This is a genomic window from Campylobacter concisus (genome assembly GCF_902460545.1).
GTDB classification, from domain to species: Bacteria; Campylobacterota; Campylobacteria; order Campylobacterales; family Campylobacteraceae; genus Campylobacter_A; species Campylobacter_A concisus_AE.
The window spans coordinates 57,891-84,018 of record NZ_CABPUE010000003.1 but is presented as its reverse complement, the minus strand read 5'-3'; the positions used below and the strand labels follow the sequence as shown (position 1 = coordinate 84,018).

The 26,128-nt window shown below is 37.5% G+C and carries 23 protein-coding genes and 1 tRNA gene; 19 read left to right on the top strand and 5 right to left on the bottom strand.

Annotated features, from left to right (window positions below):
- Nucleotides 1–2 precede the first annotated feature (2 nt).
- Both accD and bamA read right to left on the bottom strand, forming a co-directional pair.
- Entirely contained in the window at nt 3–917 is a 915-nt protein-coding gene (accD, locus tag FZ949_RS03445) for an acetyl-CoA carboxylase, carboxyltransferase subunit beta (protein WP_103580445.1), read from the bottom strand.
- Nucleotides 918–1,046: 129 nt separating this feature from the next.
- Nucleotides 1,047–3,302 (bottom strand): outer membrane protein assembly factor BamA, encoded by a 2,256-nt coding sequence (gene bamA, locus FZ949_RS03440; protein ID WP_103559653.1) that lies wholly within the window; start codon nt 3,300–3,302, stop codon nt 1,047–1,049.
- 89 nt (nt 3,303–3,391) lie between these two features.
- On the opposite strand from bamA, the gene FZ949_RS03435 reads away from it, so the two are divergent.
- The 12 genes from FZ949_RS03435 to ribD all read left to right on the top strand — a co-directional run bounded on the left by FZ949_RS03435 (nt 3,392) and on the right by ribD (nt 14,910).
- A complete protein-coding gene (locus FZ949_RS03435; protein WP_103580412.1) occupies nt 3,392–4,222 on the top strand; it encodes a prephenate dehydrogenase in 831 nt (276 codons plus the stop codon).
- A 61-nt stretch (nt 4,223–4,283) separates the two neighbouring features.
- Nucleotides 4,284–5,654: a peptidoglycan metallopeptidase Pgp6 gene (gene pgp6, locus FZ949_RS03430; RefSeq protein WP_107952697.1), complete on the top strand. Its 1,371-nt coding sequence runs from the start codon at nt 4,284–4,286 to the stop codon at nt 5,652–5,654.
- Nucleotides 5,655–5,715: 61 nt separating this feature from the next.
- Nucleotides 5,716–6,600, top strand: coding sequence for a UDP-3-O-acyl-N-acetylglucosamine deacetylase (gene lpxC / locus FZ949_RS03425; RefSeq protein WP_107952695.1), 885 nt, complete (start codon nt 5,716–5,718; stop codon nt 6,598–6,600).
- A gap of 80 nt (nt 6,601–6,680) precedes the next feature.
- Complete coding sequence (locus tag FZ949_RS03420) at nt 6,681–7,043, top strand: glycoprotease (RefSeq protein WP_180379438.1); 363 nt, start codon at nt 6,681–6,683, stop codon at nt 7,041–7,043.
- A gap of 8 nt (nt 7,044–7,051) precedes the next feature.
- Nucleotides 7,052–7,936: a homoserine kinase gene (gene thrB, locus FZ949_RS03415; protein ID WP_103580414.1), complete on the top strand. Its 885-nt coding sequence runs from the start codon at nt 7,052–7,054 to the stop codon at nt 7,934–7,936.
- A 21-nt stretch (nt 7,937–7,957) separates the two neighbouring features.
- Nucleotides 7,958–8,212 (top strand): YlxR family protein, encoded by a 255-nt coding sequence (locus FZ949_RS03410; protein ID WP_103580415.1) that lies wholly within the window; start codon nt 7,958–7,960, stop codon nt 8,210–8,212.
- Nucleotides 8,199–10,847: a translation initiation factor IF-2 gene (gene infB, locus FZ949_RS03405; RefSeq protein WP_103580416.1), complete on the top strand. Its 2,649-nt coding sequence runs from the start codon at nt 8,199–8,201 to the stop codon at nt 10,845–10,847. The genes FZ949_RS03410 and infB overlap by 14 nt, the downstream gene beginning before the upstream one ends.
- Nucleotides 10,844–11,209, top strand: a complete 366-nt coding sequence (gene rbfA, locus FZ949_RS03400; protein WP_021090755.1) for a 30S ribosome-binding factor RbfA — start codon at nt 10,844–10,846, stop codon at nt 11,207–11,209. Before infB ends, rbfA begins: the two co-directional genes overlap by 4 nt.
- Nucleotides 11,202–11,618: a ribosome maturation factor RimP gene (rimP, locus tag FZ949_RS03395; RefSeq protein ID WP_103624995.1), complete on the top strand. Its 417-nt coding sequence runs from the start codon at nt 11,202–11,204 to the stop codon at nt 11,616–11,618. Before rbfA ends, rimP begins: the two co-directional genes overlap by 8 nt.
- Nucleotides 11,619–13,268: a formate--tetrahydrofolate ligase gene (locus FZ949_RS03390; protein ID WP_148790138.1), complete on the top strand. Its 1,650-nt coding sequence runs from the start codon at nt 11,619–11,621 to the stop codon at nt 13,266–13,268.
- 13 nt (nt 13,269–13,281) lie between these two features.
- On the top strand, nt 13,282–13,833 hold the full coding sequence (locus FZ949_RS03385; RefSeq protein WP_103580419.1) for a hypothetical protein: 552 nt from the start codon (nt 13,282–13,284) through the stop codon (nt 13,831–13,833).
- 15 nt (nt 13,834–13,848) lie between these two features.
- Nucleotides 13,849–14,910: a bifunctional diaminohydroxyphosphoribosylaminopyrimidine deaminase/5-amino-6-(5-phosphoribosylamino)uracil reductase RibD gene (ribD, locus tag FZ949_RS03380; protein WP_103580420.1), complete on the top strand. Its 1,062-nt coding sequence runs from the start codon at nt 13,849–13,851 to the stop codon at nt 14,908–14,910.
- Here ribD and FZ949_RS03375 read toward each other — a convergent pair.
- From FZ949_RS03375 to FZ949_RS03365, 3 genes are all read right to left on the bottom strand, one after another.
- The gene (locus FZ949_RS03375) at nt 14,907–15,770 is read right to left on the bottom strand and encodes a VIT1/CCC1 transporter family protein (RefSeq protein ID WP_103580421.1); all 864 of its coding nucleotides are present in this window, start codon (nt 15,768–15,770) and stop codon (nt 14,907–14,909) included. The genes ribD and FZ949_RS03375 overlap by 4 nt on opposite strands.
- Nucleotides 15,771–15,824: 54 nt before the next feature.
- A tRNA-Leu gene (locus tag FZ949_RS03370) sits at nt 15,825–15,909 on the bottom strand.
- Between the two features lie 46 nt (nt 15,910–15,955).
- Complete coding sequence (locus FZ949_RS03365; protein WP_004317263.1) at nt 15,956–16,258, bottom strand: F0F1 ATP synthase subunit C; 303 nt, start codon at nt 16,256–16,258, stop codon at nt 15,956–15,958.
- A gap of 205 nt (nt 16,259–16,463) precedes the next feature.
- On the opposite strand from FZ949_RS03365, the gene FZ949_RS03360 reads away from it, so the two are divergent.
- From FZ949_RS03360 to pckA, 7 genes are all read left to right on the top strand, one after another.
- Nucleotides 16,464–17,810 carry a sodium-dependent transporter gene (locus FZ949_RS03360; RefSeq protein ID WP_103580422.1) on the top strand — a complete coding sequence of 449 codons (1,347 nt, stop codon included), beginning with the start codon at nt 16,464–16,466 and terminating at the stop codon, nt 17,808–17,810.
- Entirely contained in the window at nt 17,807–19,138 is a 1,332-nt protein-coding gene (locus FZ949_RS03355; RefSeq protein ID WP_103580423.1) for a sodium-dependent transporter, read from the top strand. The genes FZ949_RS03360 and FZ949_RS03355 overlap by 4 nt, the downstream gene beginning before the upstream one ends.
- Nucleotides 19,138–20,478, top strand: coding sequence for a sodium-dependent transporter (locus FZ949_RS03350; RefSeq protein ID WP_021090462.1), 1,341 nt, complete (start codon nt 19,138–19,140; stop codon nt 20,476–20,478). The genes FZ949_RS03355 and FZ949_RS03350 overlap by 1 nt, the downstream gene beginning before the upstream one ends.
- 9 nt (nt 20,479–20,487) lie before the next feature.
- Complete coding sequence (locus tag FZ949_RS03345; protein ID WP_103580424.1) at nt 20,488–20,997, top strand: TRAP transporter small permease subunit; 510 nt, start codon at nt 20,488–20,490, stop codon at nt 20,995–20,997.
- Complete coding sequence (locus FZ949_RS03340) at nt 20,997–22,385, top strand: TRAP transporter large permease (protein WP_107695460.1); 1,389 nt, start codon at nt 20,997–20,999, stop codon at nt 22,383–22,385. Before FZ949_RS03345 ends, FZ949_RS03340 begins: the two co-directional genes overlap by 1 nt.
- Before the next feature lie 122 nt (nt 22,386–22,507).
- Complete coding sequence (locus FZ949_RS03335) at nt 22,508–24,310, top strand: biotin/lipoyl-containing protein (protein WP_103580426.1); 1,803 nt, start codon at nt 22,508–22,510, stop codon at nt 24,308–24,310.
- A gap of 107 nt (nt 24,311–24,417) precedes the next feature.
- Nucleotides 24,418–25,992, top strand: a complete 1,575-nt coding sequence (gene pckA, locus FZ949_RS03330) for a phosphoenolpyruvate carboxykinase (ATP) (RefSeq protein ID WP_187424706.1) — start codon at nt 24,418–24,420, stop codon at nt 25,990–25,992.
- Nucleotides 25,993–26,128: the final 136 nt, after the last annotated feature.

The following is a 26,128-nucleotide window of genomic DNA, read 5'->3' as shown; positions in this document are numbered from 1 at the left end:
ATTTAGCCTTTGGTTTTTAGCTTTAGTTCAAAGTTGCTTCCACTCTCATCTTGGTTATCTTTTTGATGTATTGTCTTATTATTTGTGAGAAATTTAACCATATCGCTTATATATTTTTTATGTTCGCTTCTTGGCACAATAGCATCGATTAAGCCATGTTCTAATAAAAACTCAGCCCTTTGAAAGCCCTCTGGGAGATCAGCACCTATGGTTTGTTTGATAACCCTTTGGCCAGCAAAGCCTATTAATGCGCCAGGTTCAGCGATTATTAGATCTCCAAGCCAAGCAAAAGAGGCACTAACGCCACCCATTGTCGGATCAGTAAGTATTGAGATGTAAGGTAATTTTGCTTCATCAAGTAGTTTTAAAGCAGCTGATGTCTTTGACATTTGCATCAAAGAAAATGTACTCTCTTGCATTCTAGCTCCACCTGAAGCACTCACTATGACTAAAGCTTGGCGTTTTTCTATTGCTCGTTTTATCGCTCTTACGATCTTTTCACCCTCAACTGAAGCTAGCGAACCACCCATGAAGCCAAAGTCAAAGACAACTAGCTGGATTTCTTGTCCGTCGCATTTGCCTTCGCCGCATATCACTGAGCTTGTACGTCCTGTTTTTTCTTTATTCTCTGTGATTCTTTTTTTGTATGATTTTTTATCAACAAAATTTAATGGATCTACCGGTTTTAAATTTGCATCAAATTCTACAAAGCTATCTTCGTCACAGATCAAATTTATGCGATCAGTAGCTTTTAGTCTCATATGATAGCCGCATTTCGGGCATACATTAAAACAAGCTTCAACTTCTTTGTAGTACATCAGTGAGTGACAATTATCGCATTTTACCCAGTGTGTAGGCGCTTCTTCTGGACGAGGTTGAGCTTTTCTTATCTTTGAAAAAATGTCTGAGAAATTCATATTTTTACCCACTTATATTAAAAATTGTGGGATTATATCTAATGTTTGCCTTGCTTTTTCTTATATGACTTAAAGTTTATTTATTTGTGGAGGTTTAAAGGGGCAAGTTAGCCCCTTTAAAGTATCTTGTTAGAATCGTCTTCCAATAGTAAATTCAAATGTATTTGTATCATCACCCTCTTTAGGTTTAAGAGCTTTTGCAAAGATTAGTTGAAGTGGTCCGATAGGAGTTATCCACTCGATACCAGTACCAACTGATGATCTTTTTATCTCATTTAGACTATTTTCACCGATCATGCCGTAGTCATAAAATACAACACCACGCATTTTGACACGATCTATTATAGGGAAGCTTATTTCAGCTGAATTATTAAACGAAGTTTCACCGCCGTATTCGTAGTAGTCGCCATTATATTTTACCTTTGGAGATACGGTTCTGCTCTCGTAACCACGTAAGCTTCTTATGCCGCCAAGGTAAAGTCTTTCGTTGATCGGGGTATATCCTCTTTCCCAAATTTTGCCAAAGCTTGCTTTGTATCTTAAGATAAGATCGTAGTCGATGTACTCTCTAAGGCCTAGATAGTAGTTGAAATTTGTGCGATTTTTGATAAAGTCTATATCGCCACCAAGCCCAGCTATCTCAAATGATGTGCTAGCTATGATGCCACGTCTTGGCAAGTAATAATCATCAGTGCTATTATATGTTAAAGCCGGAGTTATGGCACTTTTTATAGCTTTACCTTCTCTATAAATTTCTTTTTTGGTTTTTGTGTTGATATCTCTTAGTTCATCATCTTTTAAGGTAATTTTGCTTTGCTCAATGTTGTAAGTAAGTGATGCGCTTAAATTTCTGGTTAGTTTTCTACCTAGTGTTGTGCTAAAGCCATAACTTCTCTCTTTATATGTTCTCCAGTCATAGTCATTTGCGTAAAGTGTTCCACCAAGGCTATACTCTGAGTCAAAAATTCTTGGGTTTGTAAGACTTATCTGACCTGAAAGCTCTCTATCACTTTTATCTACGCTTATTTGCCCTTGAAGACCAGAGCCAAAGATATTCGTGTCAGAAAGTGCAGCGTTTAGTAGTAGTCCGTCGCTGCTACCGTATCCGATACCGCCACTTATTGAGCCAGTTGAAGCCTCTTTTACTTTTACTTTTAGATCAACTGTATTTTTATCAACCGGATCTTCTTCTATCTCAACGTCATCAAAGTAGCTTGTTCTTTTTAGTGCATCTTTTGAGTCTTGAAGGTCGGTCCTGCTATATAAATTTCCTTCAGTTAGATAAAGTTCACGTCTTACAACGCGGTCAACAGTTCTATCATTTCCTGAAATTTGAACATTTCTTATATATACTTTTTCGCCAGGATCTACTTCATAATCAATATCGACAGTTTTATTTTCATCAAATTTATCAGTCTTTGGATAGACTTTTACAAATGCATAACCTTTATCAGCAACCATATCATCAAGCTTTTTCATATCTTGGCGAAGTCTTGCTGAGTTCATCGTATCGCCAGCCTCAAGCCTAAAGTCATCTATAATCTTTTTAGTATCAAGCTCTAGCTCTTCAGGTGCCGTAATGCTTACATTTGAAACCTTATAAGGCTCACCTTCATGAACATAATAAGTAAGATCAGCTGTGTAATTATCAAACGATGAATTTAAATAAGGTGAAGAAATAGTCGCGTCTAAATAGCCTTTTTGAAAATATTTGTCTTGTATTCTTGCTGGATCATTTTCAAGCTCGAAAAGTTTAACTTTACCGTCATTTCTGCCCCAAAGCCAGCCCATAAATTCTCTACTTTTATTTGCAACTACTGGCTCAATGTCGTCATAATCAAACTCTTTAGCACCGACTAAATTTACATTTTTGATTATCATATTTTCGCCGCGGTTTATGTTGAGTGTTATAAAAAGTGAGCTGTCGTTATCTGCAACTGGTTGTTTTTCTACGTCTACAACGGTATCAAAATAACCCTTTGACTCATAATACTGACGAATTCTCTCTTTAGTTTTTTCTATTGTAAGCTCATCATACATATTGCCTGGTTTGATATTGATTAACGACTCTATGGCAGTTTTGTCATTTGTTACGACGCCTTTTAGATCGACCCTAGCAACACTTGGCTTCTCTTTTACAGCTACTAAAAGATTACCATTGCCTGTATCTTCTATGTAGATATCGTCGAAATAATTTTGTTTGTATAAATTTGTGATCGCCTTATCGCTAAGCTTTGGAGTCAGATCCTGACCGACTTTTAAGCCCATTATTTGGCTTGCTACTTCAGGCGAAAGGTGAATTAGTCCTTTAAAATTTATTGACTGGATTGTTTGTGCGCTTAGGCCACTGAAAGCTAATGCTAATAAAAATAATTTCTTTTTCATTAAATTTAACCTAGAGTTTTAGTATAAGTGCGTATAATATCATATTTTATTTTTAATAAATTTAAATTTTATAATTTTGAAGGTTTTTTATGAAAATAGGTATCATCGGACTTGGTCTTATGGGTGGTTCACTTGGGCTAGCATTAAAAGATGAAAAATTAATTTCTTGTGTTAGCGGATATGACAAAGATGAAAATCATAGCAAAAAGGCCTTAGAACTTGGCTTGGTGCATAAAATTTTAAGCATTGACGAGATGAAAAAGAAGTGTGATATCATCTTTTTGGCTGTGCCAGTCGAGGCTATCGTGAGCATCGTGCAAAATTTAACTGATATCAGCGAAGATACAACTATCATTGATTTTGGCTCAACTAAACAAAAGATCATCGAGGCAGTACCAGAAAAAATTCGTAAAAATTTCATTCCGGCTCATCCAATGGCAGGTACTGAGTATTCTGGTCCAGAGGCTGCCTTTAAATCACTTTACACAGGGGCAACTGTTATTGTTTGTGACTTTGCTGAGAGCGCAGAAAAACATGTAAAAAGAAGCGTTGAGTTATTTTCTTGCCTTGGCATGAAGATTATTTTTATGAGTGCGAAAGAACATGATCATCATGTGGGTCTTATTTCGCATTTGCCTCATGCGATTGCATTTTCTCTTGCGAGTGGGATTTTAAAAGAAGAGGATAAAAGGCATATCGTAGCGCTTGGCGGACCTACATTTAAGGGCATGATACGTGTCGCAAAGAGTTCGCCTTTTATGTGGAGCGATATCTTTAAGCAAAATAAAAACAATGTTGTTGAAGCCATAAATATGTTTGAAAAAGAGCTAAATTTATGCAAAGATCTCATAAAAGATGAACGCTGGGATGAACTTTTTGCCTGGATGAGCGACGCTAGGGCTGTAAGAGAAATTTTGTAATTAACTAAAAATTTATTGATTAAATGTAAAATTTCACAAATAAAATTTAAGGTAAAAATATATGTATAGACGTGGAATTGGTGGTTTTGGTATTGTTGTGCTTTTGCTAATTTTAATCTTAGCCGGTGGTTTTGGCTATGCTTTGATGTCAAAAGATTTTGAGCGAAATGAGCCGATAATTGGTGTTGCTGATAAGGTTTATTGGAATCTTAGAACCCCAATGAATATCAAATTTAAAGATGATAGTGGTATAAAATTTGTACGAATTAGTATGAATGATGGGAAAAATGATCTAAATTTATTAAATCAAATCATACAAAACCCAAGTACCGAGCTTGATGTAAATTTAACCTTTCCAAAGACTGGCTTTTTTACTCAAAAAGATACCTATGAGATGAATATCGAAGCTGTAGATACTAGTAAATGGAGCTTTTTTACTGGCAACAAAGCTAGTAAAAAGGTTGAAGTAGTGCTTGATACTTCAAAACCTGATCTTTACGTACTTTCGCAGTCTTATTCTATCTCAAAAGGTGGTAGCGCTGTTGTGGTCTTTAGAGCAACTGATAATCAGCTAAAAGAGGTCTATGTGCAGACAAATTTTGGTAAGAAATTTAAAGCTGTATCATTTTATAAAGAGGGCTTTTATGCAGCACTTGTTGCTTGGCCAGTTCAGGTTGAAAATTTTAGTGCTGAGGTCATTGCAAGAGACTTTGCAGGCAACGAAAGTAAGTCGCATGTTAGATATTTTTATGAAAATGTAAAGTATAAAACTTCAACTATTGCATTAAATGATAGATTTTTAGATGGTAAGATAGTTGATCTAACAGATCAATATGCAAAAGATCCAAGCGCGCTTTCAAGGCTTGAGAAAATGAGATTTGTCAATGAAACACTTAGAAACTCAAACGAAGAAAAAATAACAGCACTTACTACAAATCCTGGTGATGAGATGTTAACTAGCTTTAGTGTGACACCATTTTACCCACTAAGAAATGGTAAAAAAGTGGCTGATTTCGCCGATCACAGGTACTATACATATAATAACGAGCAAGTAAGCGAATCTTGGCATATGGGAATAGACTTTGCAAGTGTGGCAGCGGCTCCTATAATAGCTAGTAATGCCGGTCGTGTCGTACTTGCATCTGAAAATGGAATTTATGGATTAAATATTGTGATCGATCATGGATTTGGGCTTTATTCGCTTTATGGACACTGCTCAAGCACTAGAGTAAAAGAGGGCGATATGGTGGCAGCTGGCGATCAGATAGGTACTACTGGAACTAGTGGTCTTGCACTTGGAGATCACCTTCACTTTGGAATTTTAGTCCAAGGTGAAGAGGTGAGACCACAACAATGGATGGACAAAAAGTGGATAAAAGACAATATCACAAGTGTCTTAGATGCTGCAAAAGCGATGATAGACAAGAACTAAAAATTTGCAAAATTGATTTTTTAGTGCTATCATAAGCGCATTAAAAATATAAGGAAAATTATTGAAACAAACTACTATCGCAAGACGCGTTGAGACTGTTGGTATAGGGCTTCATAAAGGCGAGCCGATAAGACTTATACTAGAACCTCTTGATGCAAATTCTGGTATTATTTTGCACCGCGAAGATCTTGGTATTAGTTTTAAAGCTAAACCTAAAAATGTTATAAATACGCAAATGGCAACCGTTGTTGGCAACGAAAAGGGCTTTATTAGTACGATTGAGCATCTAATGTCAGCCATAAATGGTTATGGCATTGATAATATTAGAATCTCTGTTGATGCAAATGAAATTCCAGTCATGGATGGCAGTGCGATAAGCTTTTGCATGCTACTTGATGAGGCTGGCATAAGATATCTTGATGCTGGCAAAAAAGTAATTCTTGTTAGGCGCGAAGTTGAAGTCGTTGAGGGTTCTAAATTTGTGCGAACTTCACCTTCAAGAAGCCCAAAATTTGACTATACGATAAAATTTGATCATCCAGTTATTGGTGAACAGAGATATGTTTTTGATTTTAGTAAAAGCTCATTTATAAAAAATATAGCTCGTGCTAGAACTTTTGGGTTTTTGAAAGATTTACAACGTTTACAGGCTCAAAATTTAGCCCTTGGTGCATCACTTGATAATGCCGTGGCAATCGATGATACGCATATCCTAAATCCAGAAGGTTTGAGATTTGAAAATGAGTTTGTAAGGCACAAAATTTTAGATGCAATTGGTGATTTAAGCTTGCTTGGAGCACCTTTGTTGGGCGATTATACAGCATTTGCTGGAAGCCACGATCTAAATCACAAATTAACTCTTGCTTTGATGTCCGATGAGAAAAACTACGAGATCGCAACTCTAAATGGTGAACTTCTAAAAGAGTATCAAAAGGTATTTGCATAGAAAATATTGAAATTTTAGTTGTCTCTTTATCTACTCCGCTTTTAGTTGGAGTATATAAAGACGGCGTAAAATTTGATGAAATTACGACTGATGAACATGTCAGTGAAGCTTTGATAAAAATCTTAGAAAATTTATCCTCTAAATTTAATATCACAAAAATTATCTATGCAAATACGCCAGGAAGCTTTATGGGGCTAAAGGTGGCCTATGTCATCTTAAAGACTTTCTCTTTAGCAAAGGGTTGCGAATTTTATGCGGTTAGCGGCTTTAGCTTAAATGGCAGCCAAGCGATCAGAGCAAATAAAAGTTTAAGCTTTGTTTTAAAAGATGGCAAAATTTTACTTGAAAAAGTAGGGCCAGTAGGATTTAGTTTGCCTTTAAATTTAGATGAATTAAAACTAAATTCAGATACACTTCCAGATTATATCATCCAAGCAGTTTAGGAGAAATTTTGAATATCTTAGTGCCTGCAACAAGTGCGAATTTGGGTCCTGGTTTCGATGCTTTGGGGCTTAGTCTGAAGCTTTTTAATAGCGTGAAAATCGAGCCAGCAAAATTTAGCTCAGTATCGATAAACGGCGAAGGCAGTGGAAGTGTAAATTTAAAGAGAAATAATATATTCTTAAGTATTTTTAATGAAATTTTTTTTGAGCTAACTGGTAAAAATGAAAATTTTAGAGTCGTTTTTGAAAATAATATCCCATTTTCAAGGGGACTTGGCAGTAGCTCCGCTGTTATCGTTGGAGCCATTGCTTCAGCCTACGAAATGGCTGGCTTTAAGGCAAGCAAAGAGACAGTTTTAAATAAAGCTATCATCTATGAAACCCATCCCGATAATATCTCGCCAGCAGTTCACGGCGGATTTATCAGTGCGATCGTAAAAAATGGTAATGTTTACGCAAATAAAATAAATTTAAGTGACGAGATAAAGGCAGTAGTTGTTATCCCAAATAAACCAATGAGTACATCCTCGTCAAGACAAATTTTACCAAAGAACTATACGATGAAAGAGTGTGTGAATAACTTATCTCATGCTGCTTTTTTAACGTCTTGTTTTTATGAAAAAAAGTATGATCTCTTAAAAATAGCAAGTAAAGATTTGATGCATGAAGAGCGTAGAATGCACGCTTTAGAAGAACTTTTTGAAGTTAGAAAAGTAGCTTATGGAAATGGTGCTTTAATGAGCACGCTTTCAGGCTCAGGCTCAAGCTTTTTAAATATCGCTTACAAAGATGATGCTAAAAATTTACAAGATATTTTAAAGAGTAAATTTAGTGATTTTAGGGTTGAGGTTTTTTCATTTGATAACGATGGATACGAAATTACGCAAAGCTAAAAACAAGTTTAAAAAGATATAATGAACAAAAATAATCCTGTAAGGACATGCGTCGCTTGTAAAATTAAAATTTCTCAGAGCTTGTTAAAAAGATACCGCTTGGTAGGTAAAAATTTAGAACATGGCAAAGGAAATGGTCGTAGCTTTTATCTGTGTGACAAATGTATACAAAAAGATATAAAAATTTTAAAAAAAATAATTGATAAACAAACTAAAGGTGCTCTTATTTGTGATGCACCGAAGTTAAAGGAGATACTCTTAAATGAGCAATGTTAGGATTTCAGAGATCGCAAACGAGCTTGGCTATCCAAGTAAAGAGATAGTAGAAAAAGCTCAAGAGCTAGGATTAAAAGTCAAAACTCACTCAAATGCAGTTAGCCTTGAAGAGGCCGAAGCTATATATGAATATGTTCAAACTGGCGTGATACCAGATAAATTTAAAAAGAAAAAGAGTGAACCTAAACCAAAAAAAGAGCCTAAAAAAGAAGTAGAAAAAGAGTCAGTAAAAAAAGAAGAAAAACAAAAAAGTGAACCTAAAAAAGCTACTACTAAAACTGAGTCAAAGTCGGTAAAAGCTGAGACTAAGAAAGAGGCACAAATTTTAGAAGAAAAACAAAAAATTGAGCCTAAAAAAGAAGAAATCAAAGTAGAGCAAAAACAAGTCGAAGTTCCAAGACCAAAAGAGAGCTTGGCTGATGTGACTCAAAAAAGACGTGGCCTTGTGATAGTAAAAAAGAAAAAAGACTATGAAGCGCCAATTGCTACAAAAGAAGAGAAAAAGCCTGAGCCAAGCATAGCTAACATAAGCGATTTTAAAAGTATGTTTTCAGCAAATGATGAAAATTTAGCTAAGAAAAAGAAAAAAGATAAAAAAGTAGTTGTTGCAAGTAAAAAGGATAGCGCTCAGAAGATGGATCTGCTTGGCGGAAGTGATTTTGGTGACATTGTACTAGAAGATGAAGATGTAGTCGTTCTTCCTGATTTTAGTTTTAAAACCCCAGCACCAGCACCTGCTCAAAAGACAAAACAGCCAAATGTTATGAGAACTACGGTCAACAATACGATAAATTCATTTGGCGAAGGCGGCATTCAAAGAAGAGCTAGAAAAAAACACAAAAAGCCTGAAAATAAACAAAACAACGAAGCTGTGACGTCTATAAGCATTCCAAAAGAAATTCGTGTTTATGAATTTGCCGAGAAACTAAACAAACAGCCAAGCGAGGTCATAGGCAAGCTATTTATGCTTGGTATGATGACAACAAAAAATGACTTTTTGGATGAAGATGCGATCGAAATTTTAGCTGATGAGTTTAATGTTGAGGTCAATATTATTGATGATCAAAAAGAATTTGACTATGTAGCAGCCTACGAAGAAGAGATAAAAGATGATGAAAATCTCCAGCCAAGAGCACCAGTTATAACCATCATGGGTCACGTCGATCACGGTAAAACTTCATTGCTTGATTACATAAGAAAATCACGTGTAGCAGCAGGAGAGGCTGGTGGTATCACTCAGCATGTTGGTGCTTATATGGTAAATAAAAATGGCAAAAACATCACATTTATTGACACCCCAGGTCACGAAGCGTTTACTGCTATGCGCGCAAGAGGTGCTGGTGTAACTGATATAGTTATCATCGTTGTTGCAGCAGATGACGGCGTAAAACCACAAACAAAAGAGGCGGTCAGCCACGCAAAAGCTGCTGGTGTACCAATAATCATCGCGATAAACAAAATGGATAAAGAGTCAGCAAATCCTGACCTAGTAAAGACTGGTCTTGCTGAGCTTGATATCATGCCAACAGAGTGGGGCGGAAAATATGAATTTGTGCCAATCTCTGCAAAAACAGGCATGGGCATAGATGATCTATTAGAGATCGTACTTTTACAAGCTGACCTTTTAGAGCTAAAAGCAAATCCAAAGGCAAACGCAAAAGCAACTGTTATCGAGAGCTCACTTCAAAAAGGTCGTGGTCCAGTGGCTACCATCATCGTTGAAAATGGCACGCTTCATGTTGGAGATACTGTCGTAGCAGGCGTTGCGTATGGAAAGATAAGAAGCTTGCTTGATGACCAAGGTAAGCCTTTGCAAGATATAAAACCAGGCGAATGTGGTGTGATAGTAGGTCTTAGCGAGATAGCAGAGGCAGGCGAGACGCTAATAGGCGTAAAAACTGATAAAGAGGCTCGTGAATACGCGCAGAAAAAGGCTGAATATATCCGCCAAAAAGAGCTCAGCAAGAGTACAAAAGTTAGTATTGACGAGCTTAGTGCTAAGATTGCCGAGGGTGAGTTAAAGACGCTTCCAGTCATCATCAAGGCTGACGTTGGTGGTTCACTTGAGGCACTAAAAGCAAGCCTAGAAAAACTAGCAAATGATGAGATCAGAGTAAATGTAATCCACTCAGGCGTTGGCGGCATCACACAAAGCGACGTGGCACTTGCTAGTGCGAGCGAAGACTGTATAATCCTTGGTTTCAACATAAGACCAACTGGCGAGATAAAAGAAAAGGCAAAAGAGAGCGGTGTCGAGATAAAGACTTATAATGTTATTTATAATTTAATTGACGACGTGAAAGCAATCTTGGGCGGACTAATGTCACCAATCATCAGAGAAGAGCAGCTTGGTCAAGCTCAGGTTCGTCAAGTGATCCATGTGCCAAAAGTTGGTGCTATCGCTGGATGTATCGTCACTGAGGGCACTATAAACAGAGGCGCAAAAATTCGCCTTATTAGAGAAGGTGTGGTTGTTTATGAGGGCTTGGTTAGCTCACTCAAACGCTTCAAAGATGACGTCAAAGAGGTCGCTAAAGGTTATGAGTGTGGTGTTGGTATCGAAAATTTCAATGATATTAGAGAAAACGACTATATCGAAAGCTTCAAAGAAGTCAAGGAGAAAGCTACTCTATGAACGCTAACGAAATAAAGCGTATGAGAACAGAAAGTGTGCTAAAAGAGCTCATCCCAGAGGCTCTAGCTACTCTTGAAGATAGCATTTTAAAAGGGCTTTGCGTCACTGATGTCGAGTGTAAAAAGGGTAGATATGACGCCTTTGTTTATCTTGATAAGATGGCTTTTGATGAGCGTGAACAAGAGTATATTTTGGGGCATTTAAAGCGAGTTTGCAGGCATTTGCAAAACCACTGTATGGCAGCTGAGGGCTGGTATAGATGCCCAAATTTTCACTTTAAATTTGACGATAGATTAGAGTATCAAAACCATATGGATAAGTTGTTTGATAAAATTTCAAAGGATTTAAACAAAAATGGATAATTTAGACAAACTAGTACGCGAATGCGGCGTTGAGCTTTACGACAGCGAGATCGCAAATGAAAATGGTAGGGCTATTTTTAGAGTTTATATCACAAAAAATGGCGGAGTGAGCCTTGATGACTGTGAAAAAGTAAGCCGTCTACTCTCGCCTATCTTTGATGTGACACCGCCAGTTAGTGGGGATTATAACCTCGAAGTTAGCTCACCTGGCCTTGAGAGAAAGCTTAGTAAGCCATCTCATTTTAAAGCGAGCGTTGGCGAGCTTGTAAAAGTTCAAACCGAGGCTGAGAAATTTGCAGGAAGGCTTGTAAAAGCAGACGAAGAAAGTATCGCAGTTGAAAACGAAGAGGGAATCTTTGAGATCAACATCAGTGAGATAAAAAAAGCAAAAACATATTTGGAGTGGTAAATGCTAAGCGACATAGAGATAACTCACCAAACGAAACTAGAACACATCAGTAAAGTTGCCGCAAGACTAGGTTTAGGCGAAGACGAGCTCGAGCTTTATGGAAAATTTAAGGCTAAAATTTCTCCTAGACTTGAGCCGTCAAACTCAAAGCTCATCTTAGTCACTGCGACTAATCCAACTCCGTATGGCGAGGGTAAAACGACTATGTCGATCGGCTTGGCTGATGCGCTAAATTCACTTAATAAAAAGGTCTGCTTGGCACTTCGTGAGCCATCTTTGGGGCCAGTTTTTGGTATAAAAGGTGGAGCAGCAGGTGGTGGCTACTCACAGCTTGCGCCGATGGAGGATCTAAATTTACACTTCACTGGCGATTTTCACGCGATAACATCGGCAAATAACCTGATTTCAGCGATGATAGATAATAGCCTTTATCAAGAAAACCCACTAAAAATAGAGAAAATTTTATGGAAGCGCTGTATGGATATGAACGACCGCGCGCTTAGATTTATCACTGTGGGTCAGGGCGGTAGAACAGATGGCGTGCCAAGAGAAGATGGCTTTAACATCACCGCTGCAAGCGAGATCATGGCTGTGCTTTGTCTAGCTACGAGCCTTTCTGATCTAAAAGAGCGTGTGGCAAATATCATGGTTGCCTACGATAGCGATAAAGAGCCTATCTACGTGCGTGATCTAGGCTGTCAAGACGCTGTTTGTATACTTTTAAAAGATGCGATCAAGCCAAATTTATTTCAAACGCTTGAGCACACACCTACGCTCGTGCATGGCGGCCCATTTGCAAACATCGCACACGGCTGCAACTCAGTCATTGCAACAAAAACAGCTCTAAATTTAGCTGACTACGTCATAACTGAAGCTGGCTTTGGCTCGGAGCTTGGCGCGGAGAAATTTTTAGATATAAAGTGCAGGGTTGCCGAGATTAAACCAAGCGCTGTAGTGCTTGTAAGCACGATCAGATCGCTAAAATATAACGGTGAAGCAAACAAAGACGAGATCACAAAACCAGATATGAACGCCCTTAAAAAAGGCATCGAAAACCTTGGCGGACATATCGAAAATTTAAAAGGTAAATTTGGTCAAAACGTGGTTGTGGCGCTTAACAAATTTGGCTTTGACACTGATGAAGAGATAAATTTCGTAAAAGAGTATTGCCGTGAGCTTGGTGTAGAAGTGGCAGTTTGTGAGAATTTCTTAAAAGGTGGCAAAGGTGCGCTTGAGCTTGCCGAGCTAGTTTTAAAAGCATGCGACAAGCCAAGCAAGATAAATTTCACCTACGAGATGAGTGACGATACGAAAACTAAAATAGAAAAGGTTGCTAAGGAAATTTATGGAGCTGGCGAGGTGGTCTTTGAGGAGGCCGCTCTTAAAAAGCTTGAGATGATAAAAGAGCTAAATTTGAGCCATTTGCCAGTTTGTATCGCAAAAACGCAGTACTCATTTAGCGACGATGCGAAACTTTTGGGTAGAGCAAAGGGCTTTACATTTAGTGTAAAAGACCTTGACATTAGAACTGGAGCTGGCTTTATCGTAGCAGTTTGCGGTAAGATCATGCTAATGCCAGGACTTCCAAAAGTGCCAGCTGCGGTCAATATGAAGATAGACGCAGAGGGCAAGATCGACGGCTTGTCGTAAATTTATGAAAAGTATGAAATTTGTAAAAATAGTATTTTTAATAGTTTTATGTGCTTTTTTAGTTGGATGCGCGGGAAGATATAAATATAATGTTGAGCCAACGCCGATACAAAAAGGCGTGGCTAAATACATTGTTAGTGATTTTAACCTAACATTGACAAATCAACCAACTAGATACGAGCACAACACTAACTATAAAAACGAAAGCGGACTTCGTGATGAGTTTGTGGAATTTATAAACAAACATCTAAAAGAGCAGGGCATTTTAGGGGACGAAAATAGCTTCAAGATAAAAATACAAATGGATTATGAAAGATGGTTTAACTGGGGCGGCAAGGCGTTAAACAAGCCACACTTTCGCTACAGTGTGAAAATTTATGATAATGCTGATAGGCTTTTGGTCTCTTACGCTATACCACTCTCTACAACGAAATATAGCTATTTTAAAGAGATCGCTGTTTTGGCGGAGATTGCTGCATTTAGGTGGGACGCGGAGGATGAGCCGACCGATATCGACTTGATCTCAAAAACTCTTGTTGATGAGATAAAAGATATAGGAAAATAAAAATAGTCTGCTAAGATGAACGACGAATTTTACATGGATCTTGCTTTAAGCGAGGCTTGGAAATTTCAGATCCTGACCTATCCAAATCCAGCCGTTGGATGTCTTATCCTTGATGAAAATGGGCAAATTTTATCTTGCAAGGCTCATGAAAAGGCTGGATATTTACACGCTGAGCCAACGGCGATATTTTTTGCGCTTTGCAAAAAAAGTAAAAAATTTAAAGATGATTTTATAAAAGCGTATAGCGATAAATTTGGCTCTAATATAAAAGAGGGCGAATTTAGCCTTTTAGAGCCAAAATTTACTTACGAATTTATACTAAACAACCACTCAAATTTACTAAAAAATGCAAAAGCATACGTCACTCTTGAGCCTTGCTCGCATCATGGCAAAACGCCACCTTGTGCAAATTTGCTAAAAGAGCTAGGTTTTAGAGGGGTGATAATAGGTAGTCATGATGAAAATAAGGTAGCAAGTGGCGGTGCTATTTTGCTTAAGAGTGCTGGAGCAAAAGTTAAATTTGGTATTTTAAAAGAGCGTTGCGATAAGCTACTTGAGCCATTTTTGGCATATCAAAATGGTGGATTTAGCTTTTTAAAAATCGCCCTTAGTAAAAATGGTGTGGCAAGTGGTGGCATCATCACAAATGAGCTTAGCCGCAAGCACGTCCATAAACTTAGAAGCGTCATAGATACGCTAGTGATAGGTGGCAACACAGTGCGAACAGACCGGCCAAAGCTTGACAGTAGGTTAGTGGGCAGCGGTAAAAATCCAGATGTTATAATCTACTCAAGAAGTGATAAATTTGATAAGACGATACCACTTTTTAGTGTACCAGATAGAAAAGTCAGCATTCAAAAAGAGCTTAATTTAACAGGGCTTACTATGTTTGAAGGAGCTGATGAGTTTTTAAAGCTCGCAAAAGAGGGCAAGCTAGCAAATGTAAAGTGGCTACTTATCTATCAAAGCTCAAATTTCAAAAATGGTAAAAATTTACAACTTGATCTAAATTTAAAACCACTATTTAGTGGAAATTTTGGAGACGACAGCTACGCTTGGTATGAAATTTTGGATTAAATATCTAAGCCAAAATAGTGCTTGACTAAAAAGCCAATACCAAATGAAATGATCGCAACACCAAAAGTTATTACACACATTTCAATTACTCTTGGCAAAAATTTAAGCTCTTTTGCCACGCTTATGTAAAAGTTGTAAGTGATAATGGCAACTAGCGCAAAGAAAAACATCAACAAGACGGCGTAAAGACCGCTTGTAAAGATGAAAAATGGAAGTATCAAAAATGCTGTTGTTATGATGTATGAGCCTCCTGTGTAGAGCGAGTAGGTGAGCGGTTTGATCTCGTCACTTGGATTTTCTTTTGACTCAAGATATGCTGAGCCAGCCATAGAGAGTGCAGCTGCCACACCCATGATAAGGCCTGTTGCGCCAACTGATTTTGTATTTGAAAATGCAAGCGCGATGCCGCTAAGTGTGCCTGTTAGCTCAACTAATGCGTCATTCATACCAAGAACAATGCCGCCGGCATTTACGAGCTTTGTGTCTTTTAGCATAGAGATTAAATTGTTTTCATGATTTACTTCTTCTTCATAAATATCTCTAGCTTCAGGATACTCATCAACAATACCAAGATAAAATTGCTCTGCGTCTTCTTCACGTGACTCCATAAATTTTAAAGTAAAAGATGTACCAAAAATTTTAACAAGTATCGTATAGAAGATGACTTTGAATAAATTTGCAGTTCTACTCTCACCTGTTATCTTTTGGCAAAAAGCATAGTGTCGTTTTTCTTCAGTGATTAATTTACGAAGTATTTTTTTATTTTCTTCATTTTTTTCACTAGCTTCGAGTAACGTATAGATGGCGGTATCATCTGCTTCATTTTGTAGCTGTTTTAAAGCACGCTTTTTATCTAGCATAAATTCCCCTTTTTAAATTTTGTAAGATTTTAGATTTTGAAGTATAAGATTAGCTGGTGCGATCAGCGAGACTCGAACTCGCACACCTAGCGGCACTACCCCCTCAAGATAGCGTGTCTACCAATTCCACCATGATCGCAAAAAGAGAAAAAGCCCCAAAAAGGGGCTAAATTTAAGCTTTACGCTTAGCCAAGCATTGGGTTTGCGTAAAGAACGATAAGTGTAATAACAAGTGCGTAGATAACTTGTGCTTCGATCATCGCAAGAGCGATAAACATTGTAGTCATAAGTTTGCTACCAACACCTGGGTTTCTAGCTGTTCCGCTAATTGTTGCAGCAGCTGTGTTACCCATACCAATAGCGCCACCAAGAGCTGCAAGACCAAGGCCAATACCACCAGCGATAACTGAATATGATCTGATCATCTCGCCATCAGCGCCAAATGCGAATGCAGCAAGACCAAGAATTAAAAACACGATCTTTTTCATCGTTGCTCCTTTAAAATTTTAAAGCTCTTTCGGATCTGTCCCCTACTTAAACTTTATGAGCCATAATATTACAAAAACAAAACTTTGTTTCAAATAAAAACACTAAAAATTTAAATTGCCCATAAAAAATTCTTGGCTTAGAAAAATAAAAGTTTTTTTATGTTATCTTTGAAAAAATTAATTTATTCTTAATCTCAGGTAATCAATGATAAATGAAAAATTTTCAAAAATAGGCTTTGTTCTTGCTATGGCAGGATCAGCCGTTGGGCTTGGTAATGCATGGAAATTTCCAACAATGGTAGGAAACAATGGTGGTTCAGCATTTATAGTTTTATATTTACTTCTCACGTTTGCTATTGCTTTTGTAGCGTTTTTAGCGGAGCTTAGCATTGGTAAGCTTGGTGAGAGTGATGTTGTAAGCTCCATTTATAAACTTGCTCCAAAACACAAAAAAATATGGTCTCTTTCAGGTTTTTTTATGATAGGAGCGATACTTATTGCTTCATTTTATATGGTTGTCATTGGCTGGATATTAAAGTATATTTATCTTAGCTTTTCGCCACTTTTAAGCAATCAAGAAGAGGCAGCCCAGCAGTTTAATACACTTTTGGCAAATGATCTAACCAGTGCCGTGCTTTGCTTTAGTCTAGTCTTTTTAATGGTGTTTTTTGCTGTTTCAAAAGGTGTGAAAAGTGGCATTGAAAAGCTAAATATCTGGATGATGCCGGGTCTTTTTATACTGCTCATTTGTATACTTTTTTATGCAATTAGCATGGGTGATGGCTTTGTGAAGGCGGCTAAATTTTTATTTGTACCAAATTTTAGCGCGATCACGCCAGATGTGATTTTACAGGCTCTTGGACTTGCGTTTTTCTCGCTATCTATGGGCGTTGGCGTCATACCGACATACGCTGCAAATTTACCGGAGCAGACAAATCTTATAAAATCAACGCTTTCTATCATTTTTATAAACATATTAATAGGCATTATGATGGGACTTGTCGTATTTACATTTATATTTGCTTATGGGGCTGATAGCACGGCAAGTGGTCCAGGCCTTATCTTTATCTCACTTGTCACGCTTTTTGCAAAGCTTGGGGTCGTTGGTAACATCATGGCGGTTGCATTTTTTGTATCGCTTTTGTTTGCAGGTATCACGAGTGCGGTTTCTATGATCGAGCCTTTTGCTTATTATTTGGTCAGAAAATTTGAAATTTCACGCAAGGCAGCACTTCTTTATATAGGCGCTTTTGTCTATGTTTTGGGAATTTTTTGTATATTTTCATACTATTCTGATACGGCCAGCACATTTAGTATATTTGGTAAGCCAGTCTTTGATGCACTTGATTTTCTTACTTCAAATATAATGATGCCAATAGGTGCCATAATTTTTAGTTTTTTTGTTGGCTATAAACTTAAAAAAGAGAGCCTATATCTACTCTTTGGCGAATTTATGGGAAAAGTATTTTTTGAAATTTGGTATTTTGCTTTAAGATACATCGTACCAATCGCAATTTGCGCCATCATGATCTATCAAATAGCAGGTAAATGATGGATAGATTTAGTAAAGTTGGTTTTGTTCTTTCTATCATTGGAGCGGCTATTGGCCTTGGTAATGCATGGAAATTTCCATATATGGTCGGTAGTAATGGCGGTTCAGCATTTATTCTTATATATCTATTTTTTGCTTTTGTTGTTGGCCTTAGCATATTTTTTGCTGAGATGGCAATGGGTAAAATTTCACGCCTTGATACGGTTGGAGCGTTTAAAAGCCTAGCTACAAAAGGTGCAAATTCCTGGAAATTTGCTGGTGCTATCATGGTGACAGGGCTATTCATCGCATCTTTTTACACGCTTATTATTGGCTGGGTTTTAAAATACGTTATCTTAAGTCTCGGTGAGCTTCCAAAAGATATGGCAAGCTCAGAAGCGCTTTTTGTAAATTTTACTTCAAAGGGCATAGAGGAGCAAATTTTGTATTTTAGCATCGCTTTTTTTGCCTACTTTTTTATACTTACAAAAGGTATAAAAAGTGGAATAGAGCGTATAAATGTATATCTCATTCCAGCACTTTTTATTTTACTTTTGCTTATGCTTGGCTACTCTTTTGGCATGAATGGATTTGATGAGGCGGCTAAATTTTTACTAGTGCCAGACTTTTCAAAGATAGATCAAGGCGCTATCTTAAATGCTCTTGGCTTAGCTTTTTTTACGATGTGTATTGGCATTGGCTGCATTTTAACTTACTCATCAAGCCTAGGCAATGATACAAATTTATTTACTTCATCACTTTATGTAGTCTTTGCAAATATAATTATTAGCGTAATTATAGGGCTTATAGTTTTTACATTCACCTATGAATTTGGCTCAGAGCCATCAAAGGGCGCAGGGTTAGCATTTATCTCGCTTCCAACGCTTTTTGCAAAGCTTGGTTTGCTTGGAAATTTCTTGGCTTTTGCATTTTTTACATCTTTATTTTTTGCTGGTATAACATCGGTTATTTCGCTAGTCGAGCCATTTATATTTTTCTTAAATAAAAGTTTGGGATTTAGTAGAAATAGATCAATTATCATTGTCGGTGCCGTAGTTTATGTTTTAGGGATTTTATGTGCATTAAGCGGTATTGGCGATTTTAAAGATGCACTTACATTTTTTGGTAAGAGCTTTTTTGATTTGCTTGATTATCTTAGCTCAAACATTATGCTCCCACTTGGTGGCATTATATTTGCCATTTTTGTTGGGTACTTTATGAAATTTGAGCTTTTAAAAGAGCTATTTTTGCCTTATATGGGTGAGATTGTCTTTAAAATTTGGTATTTTTTAATAAGGTTTGTAGCGCCAGTTCTAGTTTTTGTGGTGCTAGTAAGGGAGATTGCATAATGGCAAAAGAACAGTTTTCTAAAATAGGTTATGTTTTAGCAGTTGCAGGGTCAGCTGTTGGACTTGGCAATGCATGGAAATTTCCATATATGGTCGGTGAAAATGGTGGATCAGCATTTGTTATTTTATATCTTTTGATAACGTTTTTAGTTGGCATACCTATCTTTATGGCAGAGCTAAGTATTGGCAAACTTAGTGAGAGCGATAGTGTAAATGCCTTTAGAAAGTTAGCGAATAAAAATAAAAATTTATGGCAACTAGTTGGAATTTTAGCTATGGTAACCGCAGCTATAATATCATCTTACTACATTGTGATCATCGGCTGGGTCTTTAAGTATTTCACGCTATCTTTTACCGGTCTTCCAAACGATATAGAAAGTTCAAAAGTAATATTTAACGAGCTTCTTACGCATGGTCTTGGCGAGCAGACGCTTTATTTTGTTATTGCATTTGTAGCTTGCTTTTTTATCCTTTCAAAAGGAGTGAAAAGTGGCATTGAAAAGCTAAATGTTTGGATGATGCCAAGCCTATTTATCATGGTTCTAATCATGCTTATCTTTTCTATGACGATGAATGGCTTTACAAAATCTGCTGAGTTTTTACTTGTTCCTGATTTTAGTAAAATTTCATTTAATTCGCTTTTGCTTGCCCTTGGACTTGCTTTTTGGACACTATCTCTTGGTATGGCAGCAATCATTACGTATTCAGCCAGCCTAAGCGATGATACAAATTTAGCTACTTCTACGCTAAGTATCGTTTTTATAAATATCGTCTTAGCCATCATGATGGGTCTTGTTATCTTTACATTTATATTTGAATTTGGCGCAGAGCCGTCTCAAGGACCAGGACTTGTCTTTATCTCGCTTCCAACGCTCTTTGCTAAACTTGGTGTGATAGGTCAAATTTTAGCTGTGGCATTTTTTGCTGCACTTATCTTTGCTGGCATTACTTCAGCTATCTCTATCGTAGAGCCGTTTGTATTTTTCTTGATCAGAGAGTATGGCATTAGCAGGATAAAAGCTCTTAGCATAGTTGGAGCCGGTGTTTTTGTATTAGGATTTTTATGTCTTTTATCAAATATAGAAAATGTTGGCGACAAATTTATGCTCTTTGGTAAAAATTTCTTTGATTTTCTTGACTTTACCGCTTCAAATGTTCTGCTTCCAATTAGTGGTATTGGTGGAGCGATATTCGTTGGATATTTTATGAAGAGAGAAGCACTTTATGTGCTATTTAGTCCATATATGAGTGACTTTGTATTTAGTGCATGGTATTTTTTATTAAGATATGTAGCGCCAGTTTGCGTCTTTATCATCATGATAAATAAATTGTTTTTTTAAGGGTTGTTTATGCAAAAAGTTGAGAAATTTTTTGATAAGGTCAGTGATATAGTCGGCTATATTTGCATGTTTATTATGGCTTTGATGATAATAGATGTTTTTTTTAACGTTGTGGCAAGATATTTTTTCTCTTATGGAAACGTTGCATTTCAGGAGCTTGAGTGGCATTTTTTTGCTGTGATATTTTTGCTTGGCATGAGCTATGCATTAAAAGAAGATGCACACGTTAGAGTTGATATCTTTTATGCTAAATTTTCACCAAAAAATAAAGCTCTTGTAAATATGATAGGAACTGTTATTTTTGTAATCCCATTTGCACTTTTGGTTTCAAATTTATCATTTGAATTTGTGAGTGATGCTTATACTTCAGCTGAAGCTAGTGCAGATCCAGGCGGTCTTACTCACAGATGGATCATAAAAGCACTTATTCCTTTTTCTTTTTATCTACTTGTATTTTTTGCGATCGGCTTTTTTATAAGAAATTTTAATCTTTACAAAAAAGCTAAAAAGGGGGAATAATGGCTGGCTTGATAATGTTTATAGCTGCACTTTTGATGCTAGGTATTGGCTTTCCGGTAGCCTTTACCTTTGGTGCGGTTTCGATGATATTTGGCATGATTGGCAGTATTGTTGAGAGCATTGGAGACGGAGATGGTCTGCTTGGAAGTATCGAAGTTTTCAAAGATATGTTTAACTTCATGCCTTATAGAATTTTCTCTATCATGGAGAGTAGAATTTTTATAGCAGTTCCACTTTTTGTATTTATGGGCGTCGTGCTTCAAAAGTCAAAACTAGCTGAGAGGCTACTTGAGAGCATGGGTATGCTTTTTGGAGAAATTCGCGGAGGCATTGCTATTAGCACTATCTTGGTTGGAGCACTTCTTGCAGCTTCAACTGGTGTTGTTGGTGCAAGTGTCGTTGCAATGGGCGTTATAAGCTTGCCTGTCATGCTAAAGTATAAATACGACCAAGCGCTAGGTTGTGGCACTATATGTGCCGCTGGTACGCTTGGACAGATCATTCCACCTTCTATCGTACTGATTATCTTGGGTGATATATTTTCAGTGCCAGTTGGTGAACTTTTTCATCAAGCCATCATCCCAGGATTCACACTAGTAGCAGTTTATATCATTTATATTTTGATTGTTGCTTATTTGAAACCAGATACTGCACCGGTAGTAAAAGATGAGAGCGGTGTTAGTAAATTTAAGCAGATCATGAGAGCACTAATCGCTATCTTTCCGCCGCTTTTGCTGGTTATTTGTGTATTGGGTTCTATATTTGCAGGTATCGCTACACCAACTGAAAGTTCAGCTTTTGGCTGCGTTGGAGCCATTATTTTAGCTATTTTTTATAGGACATTTTCATTTTCTATGATAAAAGAGGCATTGGCAGAAAGCGTAAAAACCACAGCACTTGTCTTTGCCATACTTGTTGGTGCGACAGCCTTTTCTATGGTATTTAGTTACACTGGTGGAGATGAGATTGTTGAAAAATTTATGACAAATTTACCAGGCGAGAAGTGGGGCTTTATCATTTTTAGTATGGTTGTCATCTTTGTGCTTGGCTTTTTTATCGACTTTGTTGAAATTTCATATATTGTGCTTCCTATCTTGGTACCAATAGCCGCAAAGCTTGGTATAAATCCAATTTATCTAGCAATCTTAGTTGCGATGAATTTGCAAACTTCATTCCTAACGCCGCCATTTGGATTTAGCTTATTTTTCCTAAGATCAGTCGCACCAGCTGAGATAAAAACGACTGCTATTTATAAAGGCGTTGTGCCTTATATTTTTATTCAGCTTGCTGTACTTGTATTTTTCTGCGTCTTTCTAATGGAATTAAAGCCAATGCTTGATGCGAGCCACGGCGGATTATTAAACTTCTTACTCTCACTTTTTAAATGATATAAAAGTTTTTGGTTGTAAAATACCAAAAAATAAGCAAAATGGCTAATTTGAGTTTCTAATCAATTTAGCCATTTTCTATGAATTCTTTAAATAAATTTATAAAATTAATGAGGTGGGTGATGGCGAAGAAATTTATCGATGTTATGGATACGACCTTTAGAGATGGCTTTCAGTCAGTTTATGGCGCCAGAGTGCTTATGAACGATTTTTTGCCTGCGCTTGAAGCGGCCAAAGAGGCTGGCATAGAGCATTTTGAATTTGGCGGAGGAGCGAGATTTCAAAGCCTTTATTTTTACCTAAATGAAGACGCTTTTGCGATGATGGATAAATTTAGAAGCATCGTAGGACCAAAAGCAAATCTTCAAACACTAAGCAGGGGCGTAAATACCGTTACACTTGATACTGGTAGCCGCGAGCTAATAGATCTTCACGCAAAGCTTTTCAAAAAACACGGAACCACCACCATTAGAAATTTTGACGCACTAAATGATGTTGAAAATTTAAAATATTCAGGCGAGAGGATCGCTCATCATGGGCTAAAACACGAAGTTGTTGTTACGATGATGGATCTGCCTAGTGGCTGTGTGGGAGCACATGATGTTAAATTTTATGAGAAAATTTTAAGAGAAATTTTAGATGCAAATATCCCTTATCACAGCGTTTGCTTCAAAGATGCAAGTGGCACGAGCAGCCCACAAAAGGTCTATGAAACCATAAAAATGGCTAGAAAGCTACTTCCAGAAAAAACTCATATTAGACTTCACACTCATGAAACAGCAGGCGTAAGTGTGGCTTGCTATCTTGCAGCGCTTGAGGCTGGTGTCGATGGCATAGATCTAGCCGCAAGCCCAGTAAGTGGTGGTACAAGTCAGCCAGATATCCTAACCATGCTTCACGCAGTAAAAGGCAAAAACTACGATCTTGGCGGACTTGACGTGGAGAAAATTTTAAAATATGAAAGCGTTTTGAATGATTGTTTAAAAGAGTATTTCTTACCGCCTGAAGCCGTGCAAGTAAGCCCTCTAATACCATTTTCACCGATGCCTGGTGGCGCACTCACTGCAAATACCCAGATGATGAGAGATAATAACATCTTAGATAAATTTCCAGAGGTCATCCTTGCGATGCGCGAGGTGGTGCAAAAAGGTGGATACGGTACTTCAGTGACCCCTGTTAGTCAGTTTTATTTTCAGCAAGCATTTAATAATGTAATGTTTGGTAAGTGGAAAAAGATCGCTGAGGGATACGGCAAAATGGTGCTTGGCTACTTTGGCAAGACTCCGGTCACACCTGATAAAGAGATCATTAAGCTTGCAAGCGAGCAACTAGGGCTAAAACCAACTACAAAACACGCAGTTGATATAGCTGATAAAGATGAGAGCAAGTCACTTGCCCACGTAAAAGAAATTCTAAAGCAAAACAATATAAAAACTACCGAAGAAAATATATTTATAGCAGCTGCTTGTAAAGAAAAAGGCATCGCATTCTTAAAAGGTGAAGCTAAAGTAAATGTAAGAAAAATCGATCCAAATGCTAAGGCAAATGAATGCAGACAAACTCAAAGCGGCAGATATAGCGTCGTCGTAAATGGTAGCCGCTACAATGTCGAAGTAAGCGAAGGCTTTAACGATAGCATCCAAGTAAAATCAATCACCGAAGTTGAAGGCAAGAGCGTAAAAAATGCCAAAAGTGCAGCAGCAGGCGCAACAGCAAATGATATCGTTGCTAGCTTGCCGGGCGCTGTGCATAAAATTTTAGTAAGTCCTGGCGATCAAGTCAAAAAAGGGCAAGCTGTAGTCGTGCTTGAAGCAATGAAGATGGAGATAGAGGTCAAAGCCCCAAAAGATGGTGTGATAGGCTCTATTGAAGTTAGCAAAGGTCAAAGCGTCGCGAACAATCAAGTGGTAGCTAAATTTAAATAAATTTGCCACTTTTAAAAAGATAGTGTTAAGCGAAATTTGATTAACATTTTGATGACTCTTAGGTCAGAATTTATAAAAAAACGAAAATTTTAAAAGGAAATAATATGATAAATAAACTAGACGAACTAGGTCTAAAAGAGATCAAAAAGATAAATCACAATCTAAGCTATGATGAGCTTTTTGAGCTTGAAAAGGCAAACAACGAGGGTAGGGTTTCAAGTAACGGCACATTTATGGTTGATACGGGAATTTTTACTGGAAGAAGCCCAAAATATAAGTACTTTGTCAAGCAAGATCCAAGCCAAAAATATATTGCATGGGGCAAGATAAATCAGCCTATCACAAAGGAGCTATTTGACAAGCTTCTTAAAAAAGCAAAAGAGCAGCTTAGTGGCAAGGAAATTTTTATCCAAGACGCATTTTGTGGGGCTAGTAAAAAGAGTCAAAAATCAGTCCGCTTTGTTACTGAAGTAGCGTGGCAAGCACACTTTGTAAAAAATATGTTCATCCGTCCAAGCAAGGAAGAGCTAGCTAAATTTGAGCCTGATTTTGTAGTATATAACGCTTGTAAAACAAAAAATGAAGACTATAAGGCTGATGGGCTACACTCAGATGTCTTTGTTATCTTTAACGTCGAAGAAAATGTTGCAGTGATCGGCGGCACATGGTATGGCGGTGAGATGAAAAAAGGCATTTTTTCTATGATGAACTACTGGTTGCCACTTGAGGGCAAACTAAGCATGCACTGCTCTGCAAACGTAGGCGAGAAGGGCGATACAGCGCTATTTTTTGGCCTATCTGGTACTGGTAAAACTACACTTTCAACTGATCCAAAGCGCAAGCTAATAGGTGATGACGAGCACGGCTGGGACGATGATGGTGTATTTAACTTCGAGGGTGGTTGCTACGCAAAATGTATAAACCTTGATCCAAGTAGTGAGCCAGAAATTTACGCAGCGATCAGGCGTGATGCGCTACTTGAAAACGTCGTGGCTGATGAAAATGGAGTGGTTGATTACAAAGATGGCTCAAAGACTGAAAATACACGAGTTAGCTATCCGATCTATCACATCGATAACTACGAACCAAGCTCAAGCGCTGGCCATCCAAAAAATATCATCTTTTTAAGTGCCGACGCTTTTGGTGTGCTCCCTCCAGTTGCAAAGCTCACAAAAGAGCAGGCTATGTATTATTTCCTAAGTGGCTACACAGCAAAAGTTGCTGGTACAGAACGTGGTATAACAGAGCCAGTCGCTACTTTTAGTGCTTGCTTTGGCGAGCCATTTATGCCACTTCATCCAACCGTCTATGCAAAACTACTTGGCGAGAAGATTGATAAGCACGGAGTTAATGTCTATCTTGTAAATACAGGCTGGAGTGGCGGTGCTTACGGCGTTGGCAAGCGTATGAGCATAAAAGCAACTCGTGCTTGCATAAATGCGATCCTTGATGGCAGCATCACAAAATGCGAATTTGAAAATTTTGATAAATTTAACTTCGCTATCCCAAAAGAGCTTGATGGTGTCGAGACAAAACTGCTAAATCCTATAAATACATGGACAAATCCGGCTGAGTATAACGCTTCACGCGATAAGCTTGCTAAAATGTTTGTTGAAAATTTTAAACGCTATGAAGACGTAAAAGAGGGTGTTGAGTACGCCAAAGCTGGTCCAAAAGCTTAATTTTATAGCCTTGCAAAGAGCTTGCAAGGCTAGTCTTTTTATTTGATATTTTTGATATGACTAAATTTAAAGTATCTCTCTTCTAAATTCCAATCTCAAGTGTTACATTTGTAAATTTATTCTAGTAAGTAACAAA

Bases quoted from the DNA above. Each gene is read 5' to 3' on its own strand.
- accD (WP_103580445.1), bottom strand. From the start codon at position 917: ATGAATTTCTCAGACATTTTTTCAAAGATAAGAAAAGCTCAACCTCGT.
- bamA (WP_103559653.1), bottom strand. From the start codon at position 3,302: ATGAAAAAGAAATTATTTTTATTAGCATTAGCTTTCAGTGGCCTAAGC.
- FZ949_RS03435 (WP_103580412.1), top strand. From the start codon at position 3,392: ATGAAAATAGGTATCATCGGACTTGGTCTTATGGGTGGTTCACTTGGG.
- pgp6 (WP_107952697.1), top strand. From the start codon at position 4,284: ATGTATAGACGTGGAATTGGTGGTTTTGGTATTGTTGTGCTTTTGCTA.
- FZ949_RS03410 (WP_103580415.1), top strand. From the start codon at position 7,958: ATGAACAAAAATAATCCTGTAAGGACATGCGTCGCTTGTAAAATTAAA.
- infB (WP_103580416.1), top strand. From the start codon at position 8,199: ATGAGCAATGTTAGGATTTCAGAGATCGCAAACGAGCTTGGCTATCCA.
- rbfA (WP_021090755.1), top strand. From the start codon at position 10,844: ATGAACGCTAACGAAATAAAGCGTATGAGAACAGAAAGTGTGCTAAAA.
- rimP (WP_103624995.1), top strand. From the start codon at position 11,202: ATGGATAATTTAGACAAACTAGTACGCGAATGCGGCGTTGAGCTTTAC.
- FZ949_RS03390 (WP_148790138.1), top strand. From the start codon at position 11,619: ATGCTAAGCGACATAGAGATAACTCACCAAACGAAACTAGAACACATC.
- FZ949_RS03385 (WP_103580419.1), top strand. From the start codon at position 13,282: ATGAAATTTGTAAAAATAGTATTTTTAATAGTTTTATGTGCTTTTTTA.
- ribD (WP_103580420.1), top strand. From the start codon at position 13,849: ATGAACGACGAATTTTACATGGATCTTGCTTTAAGCGAGGCTTGGAAA.
- FZ949_RS03375 (WP_103580421.1), bottom strand. From the start codon at position 15,770: ATGCTAGATAAAAAGCGTGCTTTAAAACAGCTACAAAATGAAGCAGAT.
- FZ949_RS03365 (WP_004317263.1), bottom strand. From the start codon at position 16,258: ATGAAAAAGATCGTGTTTTTAATTCTTGGTCTTGCTGCATTCGCATTT.
- FZ949_RS03360 (WP_103580422.1), top strand. From the start codon at position 16,464: ATGATAAATGAAAAATTTTCAAAAATAGGCTTTGTTCTTGCTATGGCA.
- FZ949_RS03355 (WP_103580423.1), top strand. From the start codon at position 17,807: ATGATGGATAGATTTAGTAAAGTTGGTTTTGTTCTTTCTATCATTGGA.
- FZ949_RS03350 (WP_021090462.1), top strand. From the start codon at position 19,138: ATGGCAAAAGAACAGTTTTCTAAAATAGGTTATGTTTTAGCAGTTGCA.
- FZ949_RS03345 (WP_103580424.1), top strand. From the start codon at position 20,488: ATGCAAAAAGTTGAGAAATTTTTTGATAAGGTCAGTGATATAGTCGGC.
- FZ949_RS03340 (WP_107695460.1), top strand. From the start codon at position 20,997: ATGGCTGGCTTGATAATGTTTATAGCTGCACTTTTGATGCTAGGTATT.
- FZ949_RS03335 (WP_103580426.1), top strand. From the start codon at position 22,508: ATGGCGAAGAAATTTATCGATGTTATGGATACGACCTTTAGAGATGGC.